This window comes from Pseudomonas sp. microsymbiont 2 (assembly GCF_054788395.1).
The window spans coordinates 167,020-184,985 of sequence record NZ_CM139112.1 but is presented as its reverse complement, the minus strand read 5'-3'; the positions used below and the strand labels follow the sequence as shown (position 1 = coordinate 184,985).

The window sequence follows — 17,966 nt, the reverse complement described above, 5'->3', positions numbered from 1 at the left end:
TCATTGGGCTTCGGCCTGCTTGAGCGCCAGCACGTCCTTCGGCGTCACCATGTCGCCCTTGTTGTTGCCCCAGGCGTTGCGCTCGTAGGTGACCACGGCGGCGATGTCGACTTCCGACAGCTGCTTGCCGAACGCCGCCATGGCGGTGCCGGGCTTGCCATGGAAGACGATGCCCAGGTGATCTGCCTTCGGCCCGGTGGCGATCTTCGAGCCCTTGAGCGCCGGGAACATCGGCGGCAGGCCCTGGCCTTCGGCCTGGTGACAGGCCACGCAGGTGGTGTGGTAGACCTTGTCGCCGCGCGCGACCAGTTCTTCGAGCGTCCACTCCTTGCTGGTCAGCTCCTTGAGCTTGGCCGCCTCGGCCTTGCGCTCGCCGAGCCAGGTGTCGTAGTCGGCCTTGGACTTGACCTCGACCACCACCGGCATGAAGCCATGGTCCTTGCCGCACAGCTCGGTGCACTGGCCACGGTAGATGCCGGGCTTCTCGACCCGGGTCCAGGCCTCGTTGACGAAGCCGGGGATGGCGTCACGCTTGACCGCGAAGGCCGGCACCCACCAGGAATGGATGACGTCGGCGGCGGTCACCAGGAAGCGCACCTTGGCGCCCACCGGCAGCACCAGCGGCTGGTCGACCTCGAGCAGGTAGTGCTCGTCCTTCGGCGACTTGTTGTGGATCTGCTCGGTCGGGGTGGCCAGGTTGCTGAAGAACTCGACGTCCTGGCCCAGGTACTTGTAGTGCCATTTCCACTGGTAGCCGGTGACCTGGATATCGATGTCCGAATCGCTGGCGTCGTAGATGTCGATCAGGGTCTTGGTGGCCGGAATGGCCATGACCACGAGGATGAGGAAGGGCACGACGGTCCAGAGGATCTCGACCCAGGTGTGCTCGTGGAAGTGCGCCGGTTGCTGCCCGGTCGAGCGGCGGTGGATGACCATCGACCAGAACATCGCGCCGAATACCACGATGCCGATGATCACGCAGATCCAGAAGATGGTCATGTGCAGGTCGAACACCGCGTGGGAGACTTCCGTCGCCCCGGGCGCCATGTTCACCGTCCATGCGGCCTGTGCCTGACCAAATACCGACCACAGCAACAGGCCCATCCAGACATGTGGATGTCGCATCATTGCGGGTTCCCCTTATCGTTCTTGTAGTCCCGGAGGCGTGGACGACCTGCATACGACAAAGGAGGGAACGGTGGCCAAGACTGCCTGGCTTCGACGACCGAGCCCCCTGCTTAAGGCAGTCGGGCCTCATCAACGAATCACGTTTCATCCGGAGTATAGACACCGACCAATGGTGCGCAACGCAGGGGGTGAAATGATCTTCATCAGACCAAACGTTTGCGCTGAAAGCCGCGTGGATACTGGCCCGGGACACAATAATGGCACTTTGATATAGCCAATTTCCTACACGTGTCTCAGCGATATAACAAATGCGTCTTAGCCATTCTCCTAAGCAAGCTAACTTAGTGTCTTCCGTTTGTAACGCCATGTCCCTGGAGTTGTCATGAACATCGCTGCTGTACGCGAGCAGATCGAAAATGCCCATCAACACGAGCGCCGTACCGGCCAACTGAAACACCGCCTGGAACAGCAACTGCCACACCTGCATCCGTCGATCCAACTGCCTGAGCAGGATGCCCAGGGCACGCTGGCGCGCTTTGTCGGCGCCTACATCAACGAGGTTCCCGAACTGCTCGAGGCGGCACACAACGTGGCCCTCGAAGCCGGCATCGAGTCGCAGATCAAGCCGGTGCTGAAGATTGCCGAAGCCTATTTCCTGCAGCCGCCGAGCGTGATGACCGGGCAGGCCGGGCTGGACTGCCTGCTGGACGAAGCCTACCTGGCGCATCGCCTGGTCGAGGAGGTCAACGACCTGTATATCCGCCACTTCCAGCAGCCGCTGATTCCGGTGGATACCACGGTCGCCAACCTGATCGCCCACCAGTTGATCGGCGAGACGTTTGCCAACCAGCTGGATGAGGTGGTGCATCATTCGGTGGATGAGATGCTCGATGACGAGAGTTTCGCCGCGGAGTCGGTGGAGGCTTACCGCGACAAGCTGTCGAGCCCGGCAACTGGTGCTGCGTGGAAACGCTGGCCGTGCCTGTCGCGCCAGCTTGGTGTGGAGTTGGGGCAGTCAGCCTGAGCAACGTTCGAAATCGCCGGGGCTGCTGCGCAGCCCTTTCCGACCGGTCCGACGATTCGGCAAGGCCGCTCCTACAAGGGAACGCGATCTCTTGTAGGAGCGGCCTTGTGTCGCGAAAGGGCCGCAAAGCGGCCCCAGCAATCTCCCAGGCTAAACCCCAACCCCCGCCGTAGTCCGCAACCTTCCCTCGACCCGTCGCTTCAGACGCCGCTGCTCCAGCACCAGCCGCGAGCCCTGGGCCGCGCCACTGCGCCCCCAGTCCTCCAGCAGCTCCAGGCAGGAATGGTCGATATAGCTCAGGTTGCCCAGCGGCACATGCAAGGTGGTTCCCTCCGGCACGGTATCCAGCACCTGGGTCAACGCCGGCACCTTGAGAAAGGTCGCCGCACCGCTCAGGCGCAGCTCCATGTGCCCCGGCTTCGCCAGCGCCACCAGGTTGATCTTCAGCCGCGCCGCCTTCAGCGCCAGCTTCAGCAAGGTCAAGGCAAAGCCCAGCAACACGCCGGTCAACAGGTCGGTGAAGACGATCGCCAAGGCCGTCGCGGCATAGGTGAACATCGGCATCCGCCCATAGCGGCCCAGGGCACGGAAGGCCTTGAAGTCCACCAGCTTGACGCCGGTATAGACCAGCACCCCAGCCAGGCTGGCCACCGGAATCTGCTGTAGCACAGTGCTCAGCGCCACCACGAAGGCCAGCAACCAGATCCCATGGAAGATCGCCGAGGCCCGTGTCCGGGCGCCGGCCTGGACGTTGGCCGAGCTGCGCACGATCACCCCCGTCATCGGCAACGCCCCCAACACACCGCAGAGCATGTTGCCGATTCCTTGCGCCGACAGCTCACGGTCGAAGTCCGAACGCTGGCCGCTGTGCATGCGGTCCACCGCGGCAGCCGACAGCAGCGTCTCGGCACTGGCGATGAAGGCCAGGGCGAAGGCGGCCACCAGCAAGGTGGGGTCGGCCAGCTTGAGCAGATCGTCCGGGCGCAGCCAGTCGATGGCCTCGGACAGGTCGGCCGGCACCTGCACCCGATTGACAGGCAGCGCCAACCACAGGCTGATGGCGGTCATCGCCGCCACCCCGAGCAATGCCCCCGGAATGAAACGCAGGCGGCGCGGACGAAAGCGCTCCCAGCCCCACATGACGGCGATGGTGCCCAGGCCGAGCGCACCGGCCTGCCAGCCGTTGCCCGCACTTTCCAAGGGCAGGGCGGATGCCAGGGTCGCCGGGAAGCCCAGCAGGTTGTCCACGCCCGATGGCTGCGGCGCCGTATCGAACATCACATGCACCTGGGACAGCACGATCAGCACGCCGATGCCCGCGAGCATGCCGTACACCACCGCTGGCGCGGTGACCCGGAACCAGCAGCCCAAGCGCAGGCGCCCGGCCAGCAACTGCAGCAACCCCGCCAGCAACAGGATCGGCCCGAGCATGGCCATGCCATGCTGGCGCACCAGCTCGAAAACCAGCACCGCCAGGCCCGCGGCCGGGCCGCTGACCTGCAGCGGCGAGCCAGCCAGAAAGCCCACCACGATGCCGCCGATGATCCCGGTGATCAACCCCTTGGCCGGCGGCATGCCGGAGGCGATGGCAATGCCCATGCACAAGGGCAGGGCCACCAGGAACACCACTACCGAAGCCAGCAACTCGCGCGGCAGTGCCGCTTTGATCTGTGTCTTGTTCACCATGACGCTCCTTTCTCAAGTTCACGGCCATTCCTCTGGCCGCAGGCACGGGGCTCCCCGAATCGCGCGCAGGCGCGGGCCGCCAGCGGGCTTGCCGGCAAGGCATTCGGGGAAATTCAAGGCAGGCGAAGGCCGCGCCGCACCCGTGGGGTGCAGCCGGCTATCAAGGTCTGTTCAGCGTGGTCGGGTCGCTTAGTAGCGGCCTCTCGGAGTGGCGCTCGGGATCGGCTGGCCTGCGGTCAGCGGCAGGAAACTGTCGCTGGCGGCATCGTAGGCTTCGATCTGGCTGGTCTCGATGTCATACAGCCAGCCATGGATGTGCAATTGGCCTGCGGCCAGGCGCGAGGCCACCGATGGGTGGGTGCGCAGGTGGTGCAGCTGGGCGATGACGTTTTCCTTGGTCACCAGTTGCATGCTTTCGTGCGGGGTGCCGCAGGAGCAGTTGTCCTCAACCACGGTACGTGCCACCTCGGCGTGACGCAGCCAGGCCGCGACAGTCGGCATCTTGTCCAGCGAGTGTGGGTTGAGCACCGCGCGCATGGCGCCGCAGTCGGAGTGGCCGCAGACGATGATGTGATGCACGCCCAGGGCCAGCACGGCGTACTCGATGGCACTGGACACGCCACCGTTCATCTGGCCGTACGGCGGCACGACGTTGCCGACGTTACGGGTGACGAACAGATCGCCCGGCGAGCTCTGGGTGATCAGCTCGGGGACGATGCGCGAGTCGGCGCAGGTGATGAACATGGCACGCGGCTTCTGCGCGGTGGCCAGCTTCTTGAACAGCTCCTGCTGCTCGGGAAAGACCTCGGTATGGAACCGCAGGAAGCCGTCGACGATATGCTTCAGGGCAGCTTCGGCGCTTTCGGCGGGCGCAGCCGGGACGACCTTGGATGGGTCCTTGACGGGCATGATTCATCCTCTAGACGGTTTGAAGGTAGGTGCCATGTTACTGGGGAAAGATCAGGGCTATGCGGGATTTAGATGACACGCACAGAAAATTGATCACAGTCCCGGTGGGCTGATTCCTACGCTAGCGGAGAAAACTTAACTGAAACTTAATTGCGGAGGCTCTAGAACGGGCGTTCCAGATATTTTTGGCGGGCATCCGATAATAGCAAAAAAGCATCAGATGCCAATACCCAAGCCTGATTTTAGTACCTTGCATTAGCGACGCTAGGTATAGCGTTCGCGTGGGCAGCGCATACCTTGTGGGGGCAACTGTCTTGTTCGGATTCCTCAACCCGGCTCCCACAGGAATTGCGCAAGGTTCAGCCAGCGTGAATGCTTTCAGAACAACGCCATCTGCCCGCCCGGAGGGCAGAACGCGCTGCAGTCCAGCGACAACTGTTCCCGTCCTTCGAACCCCAGCCGCCTGGCCGCCTTGCGAAAACGCTGCGCCAGCAAATCAGCGAACACGCCCTCACCACGCATCCGCGTTCCGAACCGGCTGTCATACAGCTCACCACCCCGACTCTGGCGAATCAGGCTCAACACGTGGGCGGCACGCTGCGGGTAGTGATCGTGCAGCCATTGCTCGAACAGCGGCGCCACTTCCAACGGCAGGCGCAGCATCATGTACGCCGCGCTCTGCGCGCCGGCCTCTTGCGCCGCCTCCAGCAGGTGCTCCAGCTCGCTGTCGTTGATCATCGGGATCATCGGCGAACACAGCACGCCCACCGGCACGCCAGCCTCGCGCAGCACGCGGATCGCTCGCAGCCGTGCCTTCGGCGCTGCCGCGCGTGGTTCGAGGGTGCGCTTGAGTTCATCGTCCAGGGTGGTGAGGCTGATCATCACCCGCACCAGGCGCTGGCTGGCCAGTTCGCTGATGAGATCAAGGTCGCGCAGTACCAGCGAGCCCTTGGTGACGATGGTCACCGGATGGCGGTACCGCAGCAGCACGTCGAGCAGGCGCCGGGTGAGCTGTTGCTCACGCTCGATGGGCTGGTAGGGATCGGTGTTGGAACCGAGGTTGATCGGCGCGCAGACGTAACCCGGCTTGCTCAGTTGCTGCTCGAGCACCTCGGCGGCGTTGGTCTTGGCGATCAGCTTGGTTTCGAAATCCAGGCCCGGTGAAAGGTCCCAATAGGCGTGGCTGGGGCGGGCATAGCAGTAGATGCAACCATGCTCGCAGCCGCGATAGGGGTTGATGGAGCGGTCGAAGGGCAGGTCGGGGGAGGTGTTGCGGGCGATGATGGTCTTGGCCGTCTCGATCCGCACCTCGGTGCCCTGGGTGAGCGGGACTTCCTGGTACCAGCCATCGTCCTCGGCCACGGATACGTTCGGGGCGAAGCGGTTGTGAGGATTGTCGGCGGTGCCGCGACCACGGATGGGGGCTGGTTTCATGATGACAAACCAAGATAACTGTATATGCGTACAGTAATCTGGTTTTCGAAGTGATGCCAGTACCGCCTGGCCCATTCGCGGGTAAACCCGCTCCCACAGGAATATCACAGGCCTGTGGGAGCGGGTTTACCCGCGAATGGCCGCAGCGACGTACGAAACCGGGTTACTCCGGCTTCTTGAGCTTCGGATTGGGGAAGAACTGCACGGTCTGCACCTTGGCCGGCGCCGCCTTGGGCGCCAGGGTATTGACCCGCGTGCCGAGCTCCTTGGGTACCGACAGGCCCTGTTCATTCAGGGTGTCGGTGAACCCGCAGGCCACGCACTCGCGGTGCGGCACGCCGTCCTCGTTCCACATCATCAGCTTGTCCATCTCGCTGCACGCCGGGCATACCGCCCCGGCGATGAAGCGTCTCTTGGTCTTGCTCACGGCTACCTCGCTCATGCCGCCGCGTCCTCGGTGAGGCCACTGTGGCGCAGCAATGCATCGATGGAAGGCTCACGGCCCCGGAAGTCGACGAACAGCACCATCGGCTCGCGGGAACCGCCACGGGCCAGGATGGCTTCGCGGAAGGCGCGGCCGGTCTCGGCGTTCAGCACACCTTCTTCCTCGAAACGCGAGAAGGCGTCGGCCGACAGCACTTCGGCCCACTTGTAGCTGTAGTAGCCCGCCGCGTAACCACCGGCGAAGATATGCGCGAAGCTGTTGGGGAAGCGGTTGTAGGCCGGCGGACGCATCACCGAAACCTCGTCGCGCACGCCTTCGAGCACCTGCAGCACGCTGCGGCCGTCGCCGTGGGTGGCGTGCAGCTCGAAGTCGAACAGCGAGAACTCCAGCTGGCGCACCATCATCATGCCGGACTGGAAGTTCTTCGCCGCCAGCATCTTGTCCAGCAGGTCCTGGGGCAGGGGCTCGCCGGTCTCGTAGTGGCCGGAGATCAGCGCCAGGCCTTCTGGCTCCCAGCACCAGTTCTCCATGAACTGGCTCGGCAGCTCCACCGCGTCCCAGGCCACGCCGTTGATGCCGGACACGCCGGCGTGCTCGATGCGGGTCAGCAGGTGGTGCAGGCCATGGCCGAACTCGTGGAACAGGGTGGTGACTTCGTCGTGGGTCAGCAGCGCTGGCTTGCCGGGCGTGGCCGGGGTGAAGTTGCACACCAGGTTGGCCACCGGGCTCTGCAGCGAGCCTGCGGCGGTGCGGCGATGATCGCGGGCACCGTCCATCCAGGCACCGCCACGCTTGTTGGCGCGGGCATAGAGGTCGAAGAAGAAGCGACCGACATGCTGGCCGTTTTCCTTGATCTCGAACAGGCGCACGTCCGGATGCCAGCTGTCGAAGCCCTTGAGCTCGGCGATCTCGATGCCGTACAGGCGCTGGACAATGGCGAACAGGCCGGACAGCACCTTGTCGATCGGGAAGTAGGCGCGCAGGGCTTCCTGCGACACGCTGTAGCGCTGCTCGCGCAGCTTCTCGCCGAAGTAGCCGGCGTCCCAGCTGGCCAGCTCAGGTGTGCCCTGCTCGGCGGCGTAGGCCTTGAGCTGCTCCAGGTCCTGGGCGGCGAACGGCTTGGAACGCTTGGCCAGGTCGCGCAGGAAGCTCAGCACCTGATCGCTGGACTCGGCCATCTTGGTGGCCAGGCTCAGTTCGGCGAAGTTCGGGTAGCCCAGCAGCCCGGCCAGTTCCTGGCGCAGGTCGAGGATCTCTTGCATCACCGGGCCGTTGTCGAATTGGCCAGCGTTCGGCCCCTGGTCGGAGGCGCGGGTGCAGTAGGCGGCGTACAGCTCTTCGCGCAGGGCGCGGTCGGCGGCGTAGGTCATCACCGCGTAGTAGCTGGGGAATTCCAGGGTGATCAGCCAGCCGTCGAGGCCCTTGGCCTGGGCGGCGGCGGCCATCTGCGCCTTGGCCGAATCGGTCAGGCCGGCGAGGGCAGCTTCGTCGGTGACGTGCTTGGTCCAGGCCTGGGTGGCGTCGAGCAGCTGGTTGGAGAAGCGGCTGCCCAGCTCGCTGAGCTTGCTCTGCACTTCGGCATAGCGCTGCTGCTTGTCGGCCGGCAGGTCGATGCCCGACAGCCGGAAGTCGCGCAGGGCGTGGTCGATGATGGTCTTCTGCGCCACGTCGAAACCGGCGGCCTCGGGGCTGGCGGCCAGGGCTTCATAGGCTTCGAACAGGGCACGGTTCTGGCCCAGTTCGGTGGAATAGGCGCTCAGGGCCGGCAGGCACGACTCGTAGGCCTCGCGCAGCTCCTGGCTGTTGCACACCGCATTGAGGTGGCTGACCGGGCTCCAGGCGGCGCCCAGGCGGTCGTTGAGTTCGTCCATCGCCAGCACCAGGCCGGCCCAGGTCGGGTTCTTGCCCTGCTTTTCGAGGATCTCGGCGATGGCCTTGCGGTTGTCGGCGAGGATCTGCTCGATCGCCGGCAGCACATGCTCGGCGCGGATTGCCGAGAAGGGCGGCAGATCATGGGACTGCAGCAGCGGGTTGTTCGCACTCACGGTTCGGGTACCTTGGCAGGAGAAACACGGGACCATCTTAATTACAATCGACGCCGACCGCAGCAGGCAGCCTGCCTATCGGCATTGCAGAGGAACACTATCATGGCCCTCCGGACCTTCCAGCAACACGCGCCGAAAGTGGGAGCACGGGCCTTCGTCGACCGCTCGGCGGTGGTCATCGGCGACGTCGAGATCGGCGAGGACAGCTCGATCTGGCCGCTGACCGTGGTGCGCGGCGACATGCACCGCATCCGCATCGGCGCGCGCACCAGCGTGCAGGACGGCAGCGTGTTGCACATCACCCACGCCGGGCCATTCAACCCCGACGGTTTTCCGCTGATCATCGGCGACGAGGTGACCATCGGTCACAAAGTCATGCTGCACGGCTGTACCCTGGGCAACCGCATCCTGGTTGGCATGGGCAGCACCATCATGGACGGCGCCATCGTCGAGGACGAGGTGATCATCGGCGCCGGCAGCCTGGTGCCGCCGGGCAAGCGTCTGGTCAGCGGCTACCTGTACATGGGCAGCCCGGTGAAGCAGGTGCGCCTGCTGAGTGAGCAGGAGCACGCGTTCTTCCCGTACAGCGCAGGCAACTACGTGAAGCTCAAGGACCAGCACCTGGCCGAAGGCTACGACCAACCGGAATGACCCCATCGCGGGGCAAGCCCGCTCCCACGACCTTCGCAGGGCCTACGTGGGAGCGGGCTTGCCCCGCGATGGCGTCCTGATGAACACCAAAGTGGACAGTCCCATGCACCAACAGAACATCCTTTTCGACCTCGACGGCACCCTGACCGACCCGCGCTCAGGGATCACCCGCTCGATCCAGTACGCCCTGGCCAAGCTGGGCATCGACGAGCCAGACCTGACCCGCCTCGAGCACTTCATCGGCCCACCTCTGTTGCAAGCCTTCATGCAGTTCTATGGCTTCGACGAGGCCAAGGCCTGGGACGCGGTGAACTTCTACCGCGAGCGCTTCAAGGTCACCGGGCTGTACGAGAACCTGGTGTTCGATGGTGTGCCGCAGCTGCTGCAAGCGCTCAACGGCCAGGGCCGCACCCTGTATATCGCCACGTCCAAGCCATGGGTCTATGCCCGCGAGATCGCCCGGCACTTCGAGTTCGACCACCACTTCAAGGTGATCTACGGCAGCGAGCTGGACGGCACCCGCACCAACAAGGTCGAACTGATTCGCCACCTGCTGGACGAAGAAGGGTTGGACCCGGCGCAAACGCTGATGATCGGCGACCGCAAGCATGACCTGATCGGTGCCCGCAGCAATGGCTTGCAGGCCGTCGCCGTGGGTTATGGGTTCGGTAGCCGGGAGGAACTGGAAGCCGAGGCGCCAGCATTCCATTTCGAGACCCTGGCCGAGATGCACCAGGCGTTCGCTCGCTGATTCAAACCTCATCGCGGGGCAAGCCCGCTCCCACGCTGTGACATGCCCCCAAGAGTTGGCTTGGTGTCCAACGGCTTTGGGAGCAGTCCACGTATCAGATCGTGGGAGCGGGCTTGCCCCGCGATGAGGCCAGCTCTGCCAACGCCAATTTGCGCTGCTCGATCGGCAGCCTCCCAAGCGCCTCCACCCGTTGATAAAACCGCAACCAATCCCCACCAACATCCTTGAACAACTGCGAAAACGCCGGAACCCACTGGTCATAAAGCCCAAAAGGCAGCAGCTTGGCATTGTTCAACGGCGCAAAGACCCAGGCATCGAACCGCCGATCCCCGCCCCAGTCCCGATCCCGCACCTCGCGGTATTCCCGGCGCAACCGCTCGAACTCGGCCTGCTTGGCCGCCCGCTTGCCCACCTCATCCAGCGGCCCGGTATAAATCACCTGCAACCGCTCGCGACTGGCCAGTACCAAGCGGGTGAACTGCTCGCGCTGCCTGGCGCCAGCATCCTCGATGGCTGCCAACCCACGCGCAGCACGCCATTGCCGCGTGCCCTCCTGTTCAACGAACGAGGCGAACGACTCGTTGAACTCGGTATCGTCCTGCACGTAGAAGCGCTGGTGCGCCAGCTCATGGAAGATCACCGTGGCCAGGCGCTCGTCGCCCCAGCCGGCCATGGTCGAAAGAATCGGATCGTCGAACCAGCCCAAGGTGGAGTACGCCTCCACGCCTCCCACATAGACATCCAGGCCCTCCTGACGCATCAACGCCGCCGCGCCGCGGGCCGCGCCCTGCCGGTAATAGCCGCGATAGGCCACGCAGCCGGCGATGGGGAAGCAATGGGTCACTGGCTGCAACGACAGCTCCGGGGTCGCGAACACATTCCACACCACATAAGGGCGCCCTAGGTCGGCGTACACCCGGTAACTGCCATTGTCCGGTAGCTTGAGGTGCTCGCTGGCGAACACCCGGGCCTTTTCGGCGAACAACAGGCGCTGGCGCAGCACCGGGCTGGTGGCCGGATCCTCGATCACCCGGTCCAGCGGCTGGCGCGCCTGCAACAGTTGCCACTGTCCCTCTGCCAGCTGGCCGTAATAGCTCACGCTGGAGCAACCGCTCAGCAGGACGCCCAGCGCCACGGGAACCAACCGAGTGAAAACGCGGTCGAGAGCCCGACGGCTGCAGCGCATGAAAAGAAAAAGTCCAAACATCGAGGCTGTCTATCTCGCTCGTCGGCCGAATGCGACCAAGACTATCTCGCCAAGGGGAAGCTTCGCTATGCGTACTCTGCTGTTTGCCGCCGGCACGCTCGTGCTGCTGTCCGGCTGTGCCTCCTTCCTGCCCAGCCCCGACCCGAACCAGGCCTGGATCGATCTGGCCCCGGGTGACAACGACTCGCTGCACGCCCTTCAGGTCGACGAGCGCGACTGGGCCGATACCCGCTATTTCGAGGTGCAGCCCGGCAATCACGAGCTGACCGTGCGCTACCAGTTCGCCGTGACGCCCAGCAACATCGGCCCGGTGGACGAGCCGCTGTGGCGCGACTGCCAGCTCAATCTCACCTACAAGGACTTCATCGCCGGGCAACGCTATCAGATGCAGGCGGGCAGCATCGGCTTCCGCCCCTGGATCAAGCTCTACGACCAGCAGCAGAAACTGCTCGGCCAGGGCGAACCGGCAGGCTGCCAGCGCACCTGAACGGCGCTATGCTTGTTACCTGTGATCCGCGAGCGGGAGTTTCACCATGCGCCAGCCCATGATGCTGATGGCCCTCAGTGCCCTGGGGGCTTGCGCCAGCCCCTTGCCGCCGGTCGATCCGAACAAGGCCTGGGTCGATCTCTACACCATCACCCCCGGCAGAACCATCATGGCCGACCGTCTGGACGGCCAGCGCCTGAACGACGGGCGCTACTTCCAGGTGACGCCCGGCAAGCATGAGCTGGTGGTGCGCTTCGACTTCGAGGTGTATTCCGGCGGTTTCACCACCGACCCCACCGAACGAACCTGCTACCTGACCGTGCGCTTCAACGACTTCAAGGCCGGCGAGCGCTACCGGCTGGAAGCGCGGGCACCAGTGATGCAGCCGCAGGTGCTGCTGTACGACGCCAGCCGCCAGGTGGTGGTGGACGAGCCTAGCGAAGTGTTCTGCATCCCGTGAGGCCATTGGCCGGCTAGCGCCGCCTCCTGCAGGAGGCGGCGTCTTACCGGTCGTTCTTCTGGTAGATGATCTTCTTGGTGCCACCATCGCAGCTGCCCACGACCATGTTCTGGTCCTGGACTTCGCTGTTGGGCACGATCTCCAGCGTGTAGGAAGTCACCCCGCGCGCCTGGATCTTCGCCTCGATCTCGGCCTTCAGTTCTTCGCACGGCTTGGGCGCGGCCAGTGCGGTCGTGGCCAGCAGCGATGCCAGCACGGCGATTGCAACGCGGATCATGGAACGGCTCCTGACAGGGCAGACACGCTGCCAACGCTGGTTAGACTACAGGAAACCAGCGCCGTTGCGCCGCCGTGCAAAAGCCTGTCGCCCATTGAATCCTTCGAAAGTGCCCATACAGAGTCTCAAAGGCCCTTGGCCCACCACCTGTTACGGAGGCTCCGATGACGCACCTGCGAGACCTGAAGATTTCCACCCTCGACCTGGTGCCCGTGCGCGCCGACGGCGGCCCGGCGCAAGCGCTGCGCAATTCGCTGGACCTGGCCCAACACGTCGAGCGCTTCGGCTACAACCGCTTCTGGGTCGCCGAACACCACAACATGGACGGTATCGCCAGTTCGGCCACCGCCGTGCTGATCGGCTACCTGGCTGGCGGCACTTCGACCATCCGCGTCGGCTCCGGCGGGGTGATGCTGCCCAACCACGCGCCGCTGGTGGTCGCCGAGCAGTTCGGTACCCTGGCCAGCCTGTACCCGGGCCGTATCGACCTGGGTCTGGGCCGCGCCCCGGGCTCCGACCAGATGACCGCCCGCGCCCTGCGCCGTGAACGCTCCGGCAGTGCCGACGACTTCCCCGACGATGTCGAGGAACTGTCGCGCTACCTGGGCCCGCGCACCGACGATCAAAAGGTGATCGCCGTGCCCGGCCACGACACCGAAGTACCGATGTGGCTGCTTGGCTCCAGCCTGTTCAGCGCCCAGCTGGCCGGCATGCGCGGCATGCCGTACGCCTTCGCCTCGCACTTCGCGCCGCGCTACATGCACGAGGCGATCCGCATCTACCGCGACCATTTCAAGCCGTCCACCACGCTGGACAAACCTTACGTGATGCTCGGCATTCCGATGGTAGTGGCCGAGACCGACGAGAAGGCCGAATACCTGGCGACTTCGGTGTACCAGCGCATCCTGGCGCTGATTCGTGGCCAGAGCCTGATGCAGCGCCCGCCGGTCGAAAGCATGAATGGGCTGTGGCTGCCCCATGAGCGCGATGCGGTGAGCAGCTTCCTGGGCCTGGCGATGATCGGCAGCCCGCGGAAGGTACGGGCGAAGGTGGAGGTGCTGCTGGAGCAGACCGGGGCGGATGAGCTGATCTTCACCAGTGATCTGTACGAGCATGCCGACCGGATCAGGTCCTATGAGCTGATGGCGCAGGCTCTGAAGACCGAGTAAACCTCATTCGCGGGCAAGCCCGCTCCCACAGGTACCCCACTGACCTTGAGAACAGTGGGGTACCTGTGGGAGCGGGTTTACCCGCGAAGAATCCACTGCATCAGCCCCGCCGGTAGACAATCTCCTTGGTCCCGCCCTCGCAGGTGCCGACCACCTTGCCCGCCGGATCGCCCTTGTTGACGATCTCCAGCGTGTAACCCTTCACACCCTTGGCATCCAGCTTGGCGGCGATCTCGGCCTTGAGCGCCTCGCACGGCTTGCCCGCCGCCAGCGCGCCACCGGCCAACGCCATCAGCCCTAGGGCCAGAATCAACTTCTTCATCGATCGCTTTCCTTGTACAGATCAAAGACGAAAAGGGCGCGAAGCCCGCGCCCTGGAACCTTATTACCCGATCAGGCCGGGCAAGCCTAGCCCAGCTTCGTTTCAGCTATTGGCGATGCGGAAGCCCACCTTCAGCGTCACCTGGAAGTGCGCGGCCTTGTTGTCGCGGATGTGCCCGCGGGTATCGACCACCTCGAACCACTCCAGGTGCTTGATGCTCTTGCCAGCCTCGGCCAGGGCATTGTTGATCGCTTCTTCGATGCTGGTGGGCGAGGACCCGACCAGCTCGATCTTCTTGTAGGTGTGATGATCGGACATCAGTGCTCTCCTTGACGGTGAAGTGTCAATTGAGCCTAGCAGCGCTGAATCCGATCGCACTTTCGCCGGCCCGCACAGTCGCATTCCTTACAGCCCATCACTGCGAAGGAGAGTCACCATGGCCTACAACTCGCTGCGCAAAGCGTCGCTGGAAAGCATGGAAGCGGAGATCGAGAGCCTGCTCAAGACGCTGGAGCACCTCAAGCACGATGCCTCGGAAGAATCGCACAAGACCATGAAGGCGCTGCGCGGCAATGCCGAGAACGCCCTCAAGCATTCGCGCAGCCTGCTCGGCGATGCCTACGAGGAAGTGAAGACCCGCACCCGCCAGACCGGCGTCGCCACCCGCGACTATGCCCAGCAGCATCCCTGGGCCACCGCAGGCGTGGCGATCGGCGCCCTCGGCCTGCTGGCTGCCTACCTGATGTGCCGACGCAACTAGCCTGCCTGCTGCTGCAGCTCCCGGCGCAGCCATTGCGCCAGCTGCTCGGCGCGCCCGTCCGCGGCGCGCCGGGGCACCCACAGGGCCAATGCGGCACGGGTCGGGGAGAAGCCCCATGGCGCAGCCAGCCGCCCGGCCTTCAGGTCGTCCGCCACCAGCGGCTGTGGGGCGATGGCCACGCCAAGGCCGGCCACCGCCGCTTCCAGCAAGTAGTACAAATGCTCGAATGCCTGGCCGTAACTCAGCGCGCCGGGCTCAATGCCATGCTGCTGCGCCCAGGTCGGCCAAGCCTGTGGACGCGAGGTCGTGTGGAGCACCGCCTCTCGTTGCAAAGCCACGGCTGGCGCGGCTTTCAAACGATCGAAGCCTTCGAAGTGCGGGCTCATCACCGGGCCGATCCGCTCTTCGGCGAGCACATGCACCTGCATGTCCGCCGGCCATGGCGGCTCGGCATAGACCAGCAGCGCATCCAGCCCCGGCCGACGAGGATCGAGATCACCTTCGCCGGCTGACAGGTGCAGGCGCAGTTCCGGCAGGTCGGCCTTCAAGCGCCCCAGGCGCGGGATGAACCAGCGAGCCAGCAGGCTGCCGGAACAGCCGAGCACGAAGGGCGCTTCGTCGGCATCGCGGGAAAGCTCGGCGCAGACGGCACGCAGGCGGTCGAATGCGTCAAAACTTGCATCACGCAGCCGCACCCCGGAATCTGTGAGTTTGACGCCGCGCCCATCCTTAACGAACAAGGCCACGCCCAGGTGTTCCTCGAGCACCTTGATCTGCCGACTGACGGCGCCATGAGTTACGTGCAGTACTTCGGCGGCCTGGCTGACGCTGTTGAGCCTGGCAGTAGCCTCGAAGGCCCGCAGGGCATTGAGGGGAGGAAGGTCCTGGGCCATTTGATTTGTGAGTTTTCCTGACAGGTTTGCGCAATCTTATCGGTTTTCATCGGCGCATGTGCTGATTAGAGTAGACCTCATTGATCGGCGTCAGCCGCATCGCGGGGCAAGCCCGCTCCCACGCCCTCGTATGTGGGAGCGGGCTTGCCCCGCGATTGCAGAGCACACGATCCTATCTATCCCAAAACGCCTATGGAGCGCCCCATGTCCCAGACCCAATACCGCGCCGGCCCCGATGCCAACGGCCTGTTCGGCTCGTTCGGCGGCCGCTACGTGGCCGAAACCCTGATGCCCCTGGTACTCGACCTTGCCCGCGAATACGAAGCCGCCAAGGCCGACCCCAAGTTCCTCGAAGAACTGGCCTACTTCCAGCGCGACTACATTGGCCGCCCCAACCCGCTGTACTTCGCCGAGCGCCTGACCGAACACTGCGGCGGCGCGAAGATCTTCTTCAAGCGTGAAGAGCTCAACCACACCGGCGCGCACAAGGTGAACAACTGCATCGGCCAGGTGCTGCTGGCCAAGCGCATGGGCAAGAAACGCCTGATCGCCGAGACCGGAGCCGGCATGCACGGCGTGGCCACCGCCACCGTCGCCGCGCGCTTCGGCCTGCCTTGCGTGATCTACATGGGTGCCACCGACATCGAGCGCCAGCAGGCCAACGTGTTCCGCATGAAGCTGCTGGGTGCCGAGATCGTCCCGGTCACCGCCGGCACCGGCACCCTCAAGGACGCCATGAACGAGGCCCTGCGCGACTGGGTCACCAACGTCGACGACACCTTCTACCTGATCGGCACCGTGGCGGGCCCACACCCGTACCCGGCGATGGTCCGCGACTTCCAGTCGATCATCGGCAAGGAAACCCGCGCCCAGTTGCAGGAGAAGGAAGGGCGCCTGCCCGACAGCCTGATCGCCTGCGTCGGCGGCGGCTCCAACGCCATGGGCCTGTTCCACGACTTCCTCGATGATGCCAGCGTGCAGATCATCGGCGTCGAAGCCGGCGGCCACGGCGTGCACACCGACAAGCACGCGGCCAGCCTCAACGGCGGCGTACCGGGCGTGCTGCACGGCAACCGCACCTACCTGCTGCAGGACGGCGACGGCCAGATCACCGACGCCCACTCGATCTCCGCAGGCCTCGACTACCCCGGCATCGGCCCGGAGCACGCCTACCTGCACGAAGTGAAGCGCGTGGAGTACGTCAGCATCACCGACGACGAGGCCCTCGACGCCTTCCACGCCACCTGCCGCCTGGAAGGCATCATCCCGGCGCTGGAAAGCTCCCACGCCCTGGCCGAGGCGATCAAGCGCGCGCCGAAGCTGCCCAAGGACCACCTGATGGTGATCTGCCTGTCCGGTCGCGGCGACAAGGACATGCAAACCGTGATGAACCACATGGCCGCCCAGGAGAAACAGGCATGAGCCGTCTCGAACAACGCTTCGCCGAACTGAAGGCCGAAGGCCGTTCCGCCCTGGTCACCTTCGTCACCGCTGGCGATCCGGGCTACGATGCCTCGCTTCAGATCCTCAAGGGCCTGCCGGCCGCCGGTGCCGACGTGATCGAGCTGGGCATGCCGTTCACCGACCCGATGGCCGACGGCGTGGCCATCCAGCTCGCCACCCTGCGCGCCCTGGAAGCCGGCCAGACCCTGGCCAAGACCCTGCGGATGGTTCGCGAATTCCGTGTGGATAACCAGACCACGCCCATCGTGCTGATGGGTTACTACAACCCGATCCACCGTTTCGGCGTGGCGCAGTTCGTCGCCGAGGCGAAAGAGGCGGGCGTCGATGGCCTGATCATCGTCGACCTGCCACCGGAGCATGACGCCGAGCTGGCCACCCCGGCCCAGGCCGCGGGCATCGACTTCATCCGCCTGACCACCCCGACCACCGACGATGCGCGCCTGCCGCGCGTGCTGGAGCGCAGCTCCGGGTTCGTCTACTACGTGTCGGTTGCAGGTGTGACCGGTGCCGGTTCGGCAACCACCGAGCATGTCACCGAGGCCATTGCGCGCCTGCGTCGGCATACCGACCTGCCGATCAGCGTTGGCTTTGGTATCCGCACGCCTGAACAGGCCGCAGCGATTGCCCGTCTGGCCGATGGCGTGGTGGTGGGTTCGGCGCTCGTCGACAAGATCGCCCAGGCCAAGGATGCCGACCAGGCGGTGAACGACGTGCTGAGCCTGTGCTCGGCGCTGGCTGAAGGCGTACGCGCCGCCCGCAACTGATCCACGCAACAGGTGTATTTGTGGGAGCGGGCTTGCCCCGCGATAACGATGGTGGACTCACCGCCGCTGTCGCGGGCCAAGCCCGCTCCC

The 17,966-nt window shown here is 64.7% G+C and carries 20 protein-coding genes; 9 read left to right on the top strand and 11 right to left on the bottom strand.

Going from position 1 to position 17,966, the window contains the following annotated elements:
• Positions 1-1,128, bottom strand: a complete 1,128-nt coding sequence (gene coxB, locus ACYUME_RS00865; RefSeq protein ID WP_460417779.1) for a cytochrome c oxidase subunit II — start codon at positions 1,126-1,128, stop codon at positions 1-3.
• 382 nt (positions 1,129-1,510) lie between these two features.
• Here coxB and ACYUME_RS00860 point away from each other — a divergent pair, with 382 nt between their 5' ends.
• Positions 1,511-2,152 (top strand): hypothetical protein, encoded by a 642-nt coding sequence (locus tag ACYUME_RS00860; RefSeq protein ID WP_279887679.1) that lies wholly within the window; start codon positions 1,511-1,513, stop codon positions 2,150-2,152.
• A 150-nt stretch (positions 2,153-2,302) separates the two neighbouring features.
• On the opposite strand, the gene ACYUME_RS00855 is transcribed toward ACYUME_RS00860, so the two are convergent.
• From ACYUME_RS00855 to prlC, 5 genes are all read right to left on the bottom strand, one after another.
• Positions 2,303-3,838 (bottom strand): SulP family inorganic anion transporter, encoded by a 1,536-nt coding sequence (locus ACYUME_RS00855; RefSeq protein ID WP_279887678.1) that lies wholly within the window; start codon positions 3,836-3,838, stop codon positions 2,303-2,305.
• Positions 3,839-4,027: 189 nt separating this feature from the next.
• Positions 4,028-4,747 (bottom strand): carbonic anhydrase, encoded by a 720-nt coding sequence (locus ACYUME_RS00850; RefSeq protein ID WP_460417778.1) that lies wholly within the window; start codon positions 4,745-4,747, stop codon positions 4,028-4,030.
• Positions 4,748-5,125: 378 nt separating this feature from the next.
• Complete coding sequence (locus tag ACYUME_RS00845) at positions 5,126-6,181, bottom strand: PA0069 family radical SAM protein (protein ID WP_460417776.1); 1,056 nt, start codon at positions 6,179-6,181, stop codon at positions 5,126-5,128.
• 163 nt (positions 6,182-6,344) lie between these two features.
• Entirely contained in the window at positions 6,345-6,623 is a 279-nt protein-coding gene (locus ACYUME_RS00840) for a YheV family putative zinc ribbon protein (protein ID WP_460417775.1), read from the bottom strand.
• Positions 6,620-8,707, bottom strand: a complete 2,088-nt coding sequence (gene prlC, locus ACYUME_RS00835; RefSeq protein ID WP_460417773.1) for an oligopeptidase A — start codon at positions 8,705-8,707, stop codon at positions 6,620-6,622. The genes ACYUME_RS00840 and prlC overlap by 4 nt, the downstream gene beginning before the upstream one ends.
• A gap of 66 nt (positions 8,708-8,773) precedes the next feature.
• Between prlC and ACYUME_RS00830 the strand changes: the two genes are divergently transcribed.
• Complete coding sequence (locus ACYUME_RS00830; protein ID WP_460417771.1) at positions 8,774-9,322, top strand: gamma carbonic anhydrase family protein; 549 nt, start codon at positions 8,774-8,776, stop codon at positions 9,320-9,322.
• A gap of 103 nt (positions 9,323-9,425) precedes the next feature.
• On the top strand, positions 9,426-10,073 hold the full coding sequence (locus ACYUME_RS00825; protein ID WP_460417769.1) for an HAD family hydrolase: 648 nt from the start codon (positions 9,426-9,428) through the stop codon (positions 10,071-10,073).
• Positions 10,074-10,167: 94 nt separating this feature from the next.
• On the opposite strand, the gene ACYUME_RS00820 is transcribed toward ACYUME_RS00825, so the two are convergent.
• On the bottom strand, positions 10,168-11,259 hold the full coding sequence (locus ACYUME_RS00820; protein WP_460417767.1) for an aminopeptidase: 1,092 nt from the start codon (positions 11,257-11,259) through the stop codon (positions 10,168-10,170).
• 88 nt (positions 11,260-11,347) lie between these two features.
• Between ACYUME_RS00820 and ACYUME_RS00815 the strand changes: the two genes are divergently transcribed.
• Both ACYUME_RS00815 and ACYUME_RS00810 read left to right on the top strand, forming a co-directional pair.
• The gene (locus ACYUME_RS00815; protein WP_460417765.1) at positions 11,348-11,767 is read left to right on the top strand and encodes a PA0061/PA0062 family lipoprotein; all 420 of its coding nucleotides are present in this window, start codon (positions 11,348-11,350) and stop codon (positions 11,765-11,767) included.
• 46 nt (positions 11,768-11,813) lie between these two features.
• Positions 11,814-12,227 carry a PA0061/PA0062 family lipoprotein gene (locus ACYUME_RS00810; RefSeq protein ID WP_279887670.1) on the top strand — a complete coding sequence of 138 codons (414 nt, stop codon included), beginning with the start codon at positions 11,814-11,816 and terminating at the stop codon, positions 12,225-12,227.
• 43 nt (positions 12,228-12,270) lie between these two features.
• On the opposite strand, the gene ACYUME_RS00805 is transcribed toward ACYUME_RS00810, so the two are convergent.
• On the bottom strand, positions 12,271-12,504 hold the full coding sequence (locus ACYUME_RS00805) for a DUF1161 domain-containing protein (RefSeq protein ID WP_279887669.1): 234 nt from the start codon (positions 12,502-12,504) through the stop codon (positions 12,271-12,273).
• Positions 12,505-12,668: 164 nt separating this feature from the next.
• Between ACYUME_RS00805 and ACYUME_RS00800 the strand changes: the two genes are divergently transcribed.
• Positions 12,669-13,673, top strand: coding sequence for an LLM class flavin-dependent oxidoreductase (locus ACYUME_RS00800; RefSeq protein ID WP_279887668.1), 1,005 nt, complete (start codon positions 12,669-12,671; stop codon positions 13,671-13,673).
• A 100-nt stretch (positions 13,674-13,773) separates the two neighbouring features.
• On the opposite strand, the gene ACYUME_RS00795 is transcribed toward ACYUME_RS00800, so the two are convergent.
• Positions 13,774-13,995, bottom strand: coding sequence for a DUF1161 domain-containing protein (locus ACYUME_RS00795; protein ID WP_279887667.1), 222 nt, complete (start codon positions 13,993-13,995; stop codon positions 13,774-13,776).
• 102 nt (positions 13,996-14,097) lie between these two features.
• Positions 14,098-14,313, bottom strand: a complete 216-nt coding sequence (locus ACYUME_RS00790; protein ID WP_011531496.1) for a dodecin — start codon at positions 14,311-14,313, stop codon at positions 14,098-14,100.
• 118 nt (positions 14,314-14,431) lie between these two features.
• Here ACYUME_RS00790 and ACYUME_RS00785 point away from each other — a divergent pair, with 118 nt between their 5' ends.
• Positions 14,432-14,755 (top strand): ElaB/YgaM/YqjD family protein, encoded by a 324-nt coding sequence (locus tag ACYUME_RS00785; RefSeq protein WP_279887666.1) that lies wholly within the window; start codon positions 14,432-14,434, stop codon positions 14,753-14,755.
• Here ACYUME_RS00785 and ACYUME_RS00780 read toward each other — a convergent pair.
• Positions 14,752-15,648 (bottom strand): LysR family transcriptional regulator, encoded by an 897-nt coding sequence (locus ACYUME_RS00780; protein ID WP_460417762.1) that lies wholly within the window; start codon positions 15,646-15,648, stop codon positions 14,752-14,754. The two genes, ACYUME_RS00785 and ACYUME_RS00780, sit on opposite strands and share 4 nt — an antisense overlap.
• A gap of 204 nt (positions 15,649-15,852) precedes the next feature.
• Here ACYUME_RS00780 and trpB point away from each other — a divergent pair, with 204 nt between their 5' ends.
• The gene (gene trpB, locus ACYUME_RS00775) at positions 15,853-17,070 is read left to right on the top strand and encodes a tryptophan synthase subunit beta (RefSeq protein ID WP_460417760.1); all 1,218 of its coding nucleotides are present in this window, start codon (positions 15,853-15,855) and stop codon (positions 17,068-17,070) included.
• Positions 17,067-17,876, top strand: a complete 810-nt coding sequence (gene trpA, locus ACYUME_RS00770; protein WP_460417758.1) for a tryptophan synthase subunit alpha — start codon at positions 17,067-17,069, stop codon at positions 17,874-17,876. The genes trpB and trpA overlap by 4 nt, the downstream gene beginning before the upstream one ends.
• Positions 17,877-17,966 lie beyond the last annotated feature (90 nt).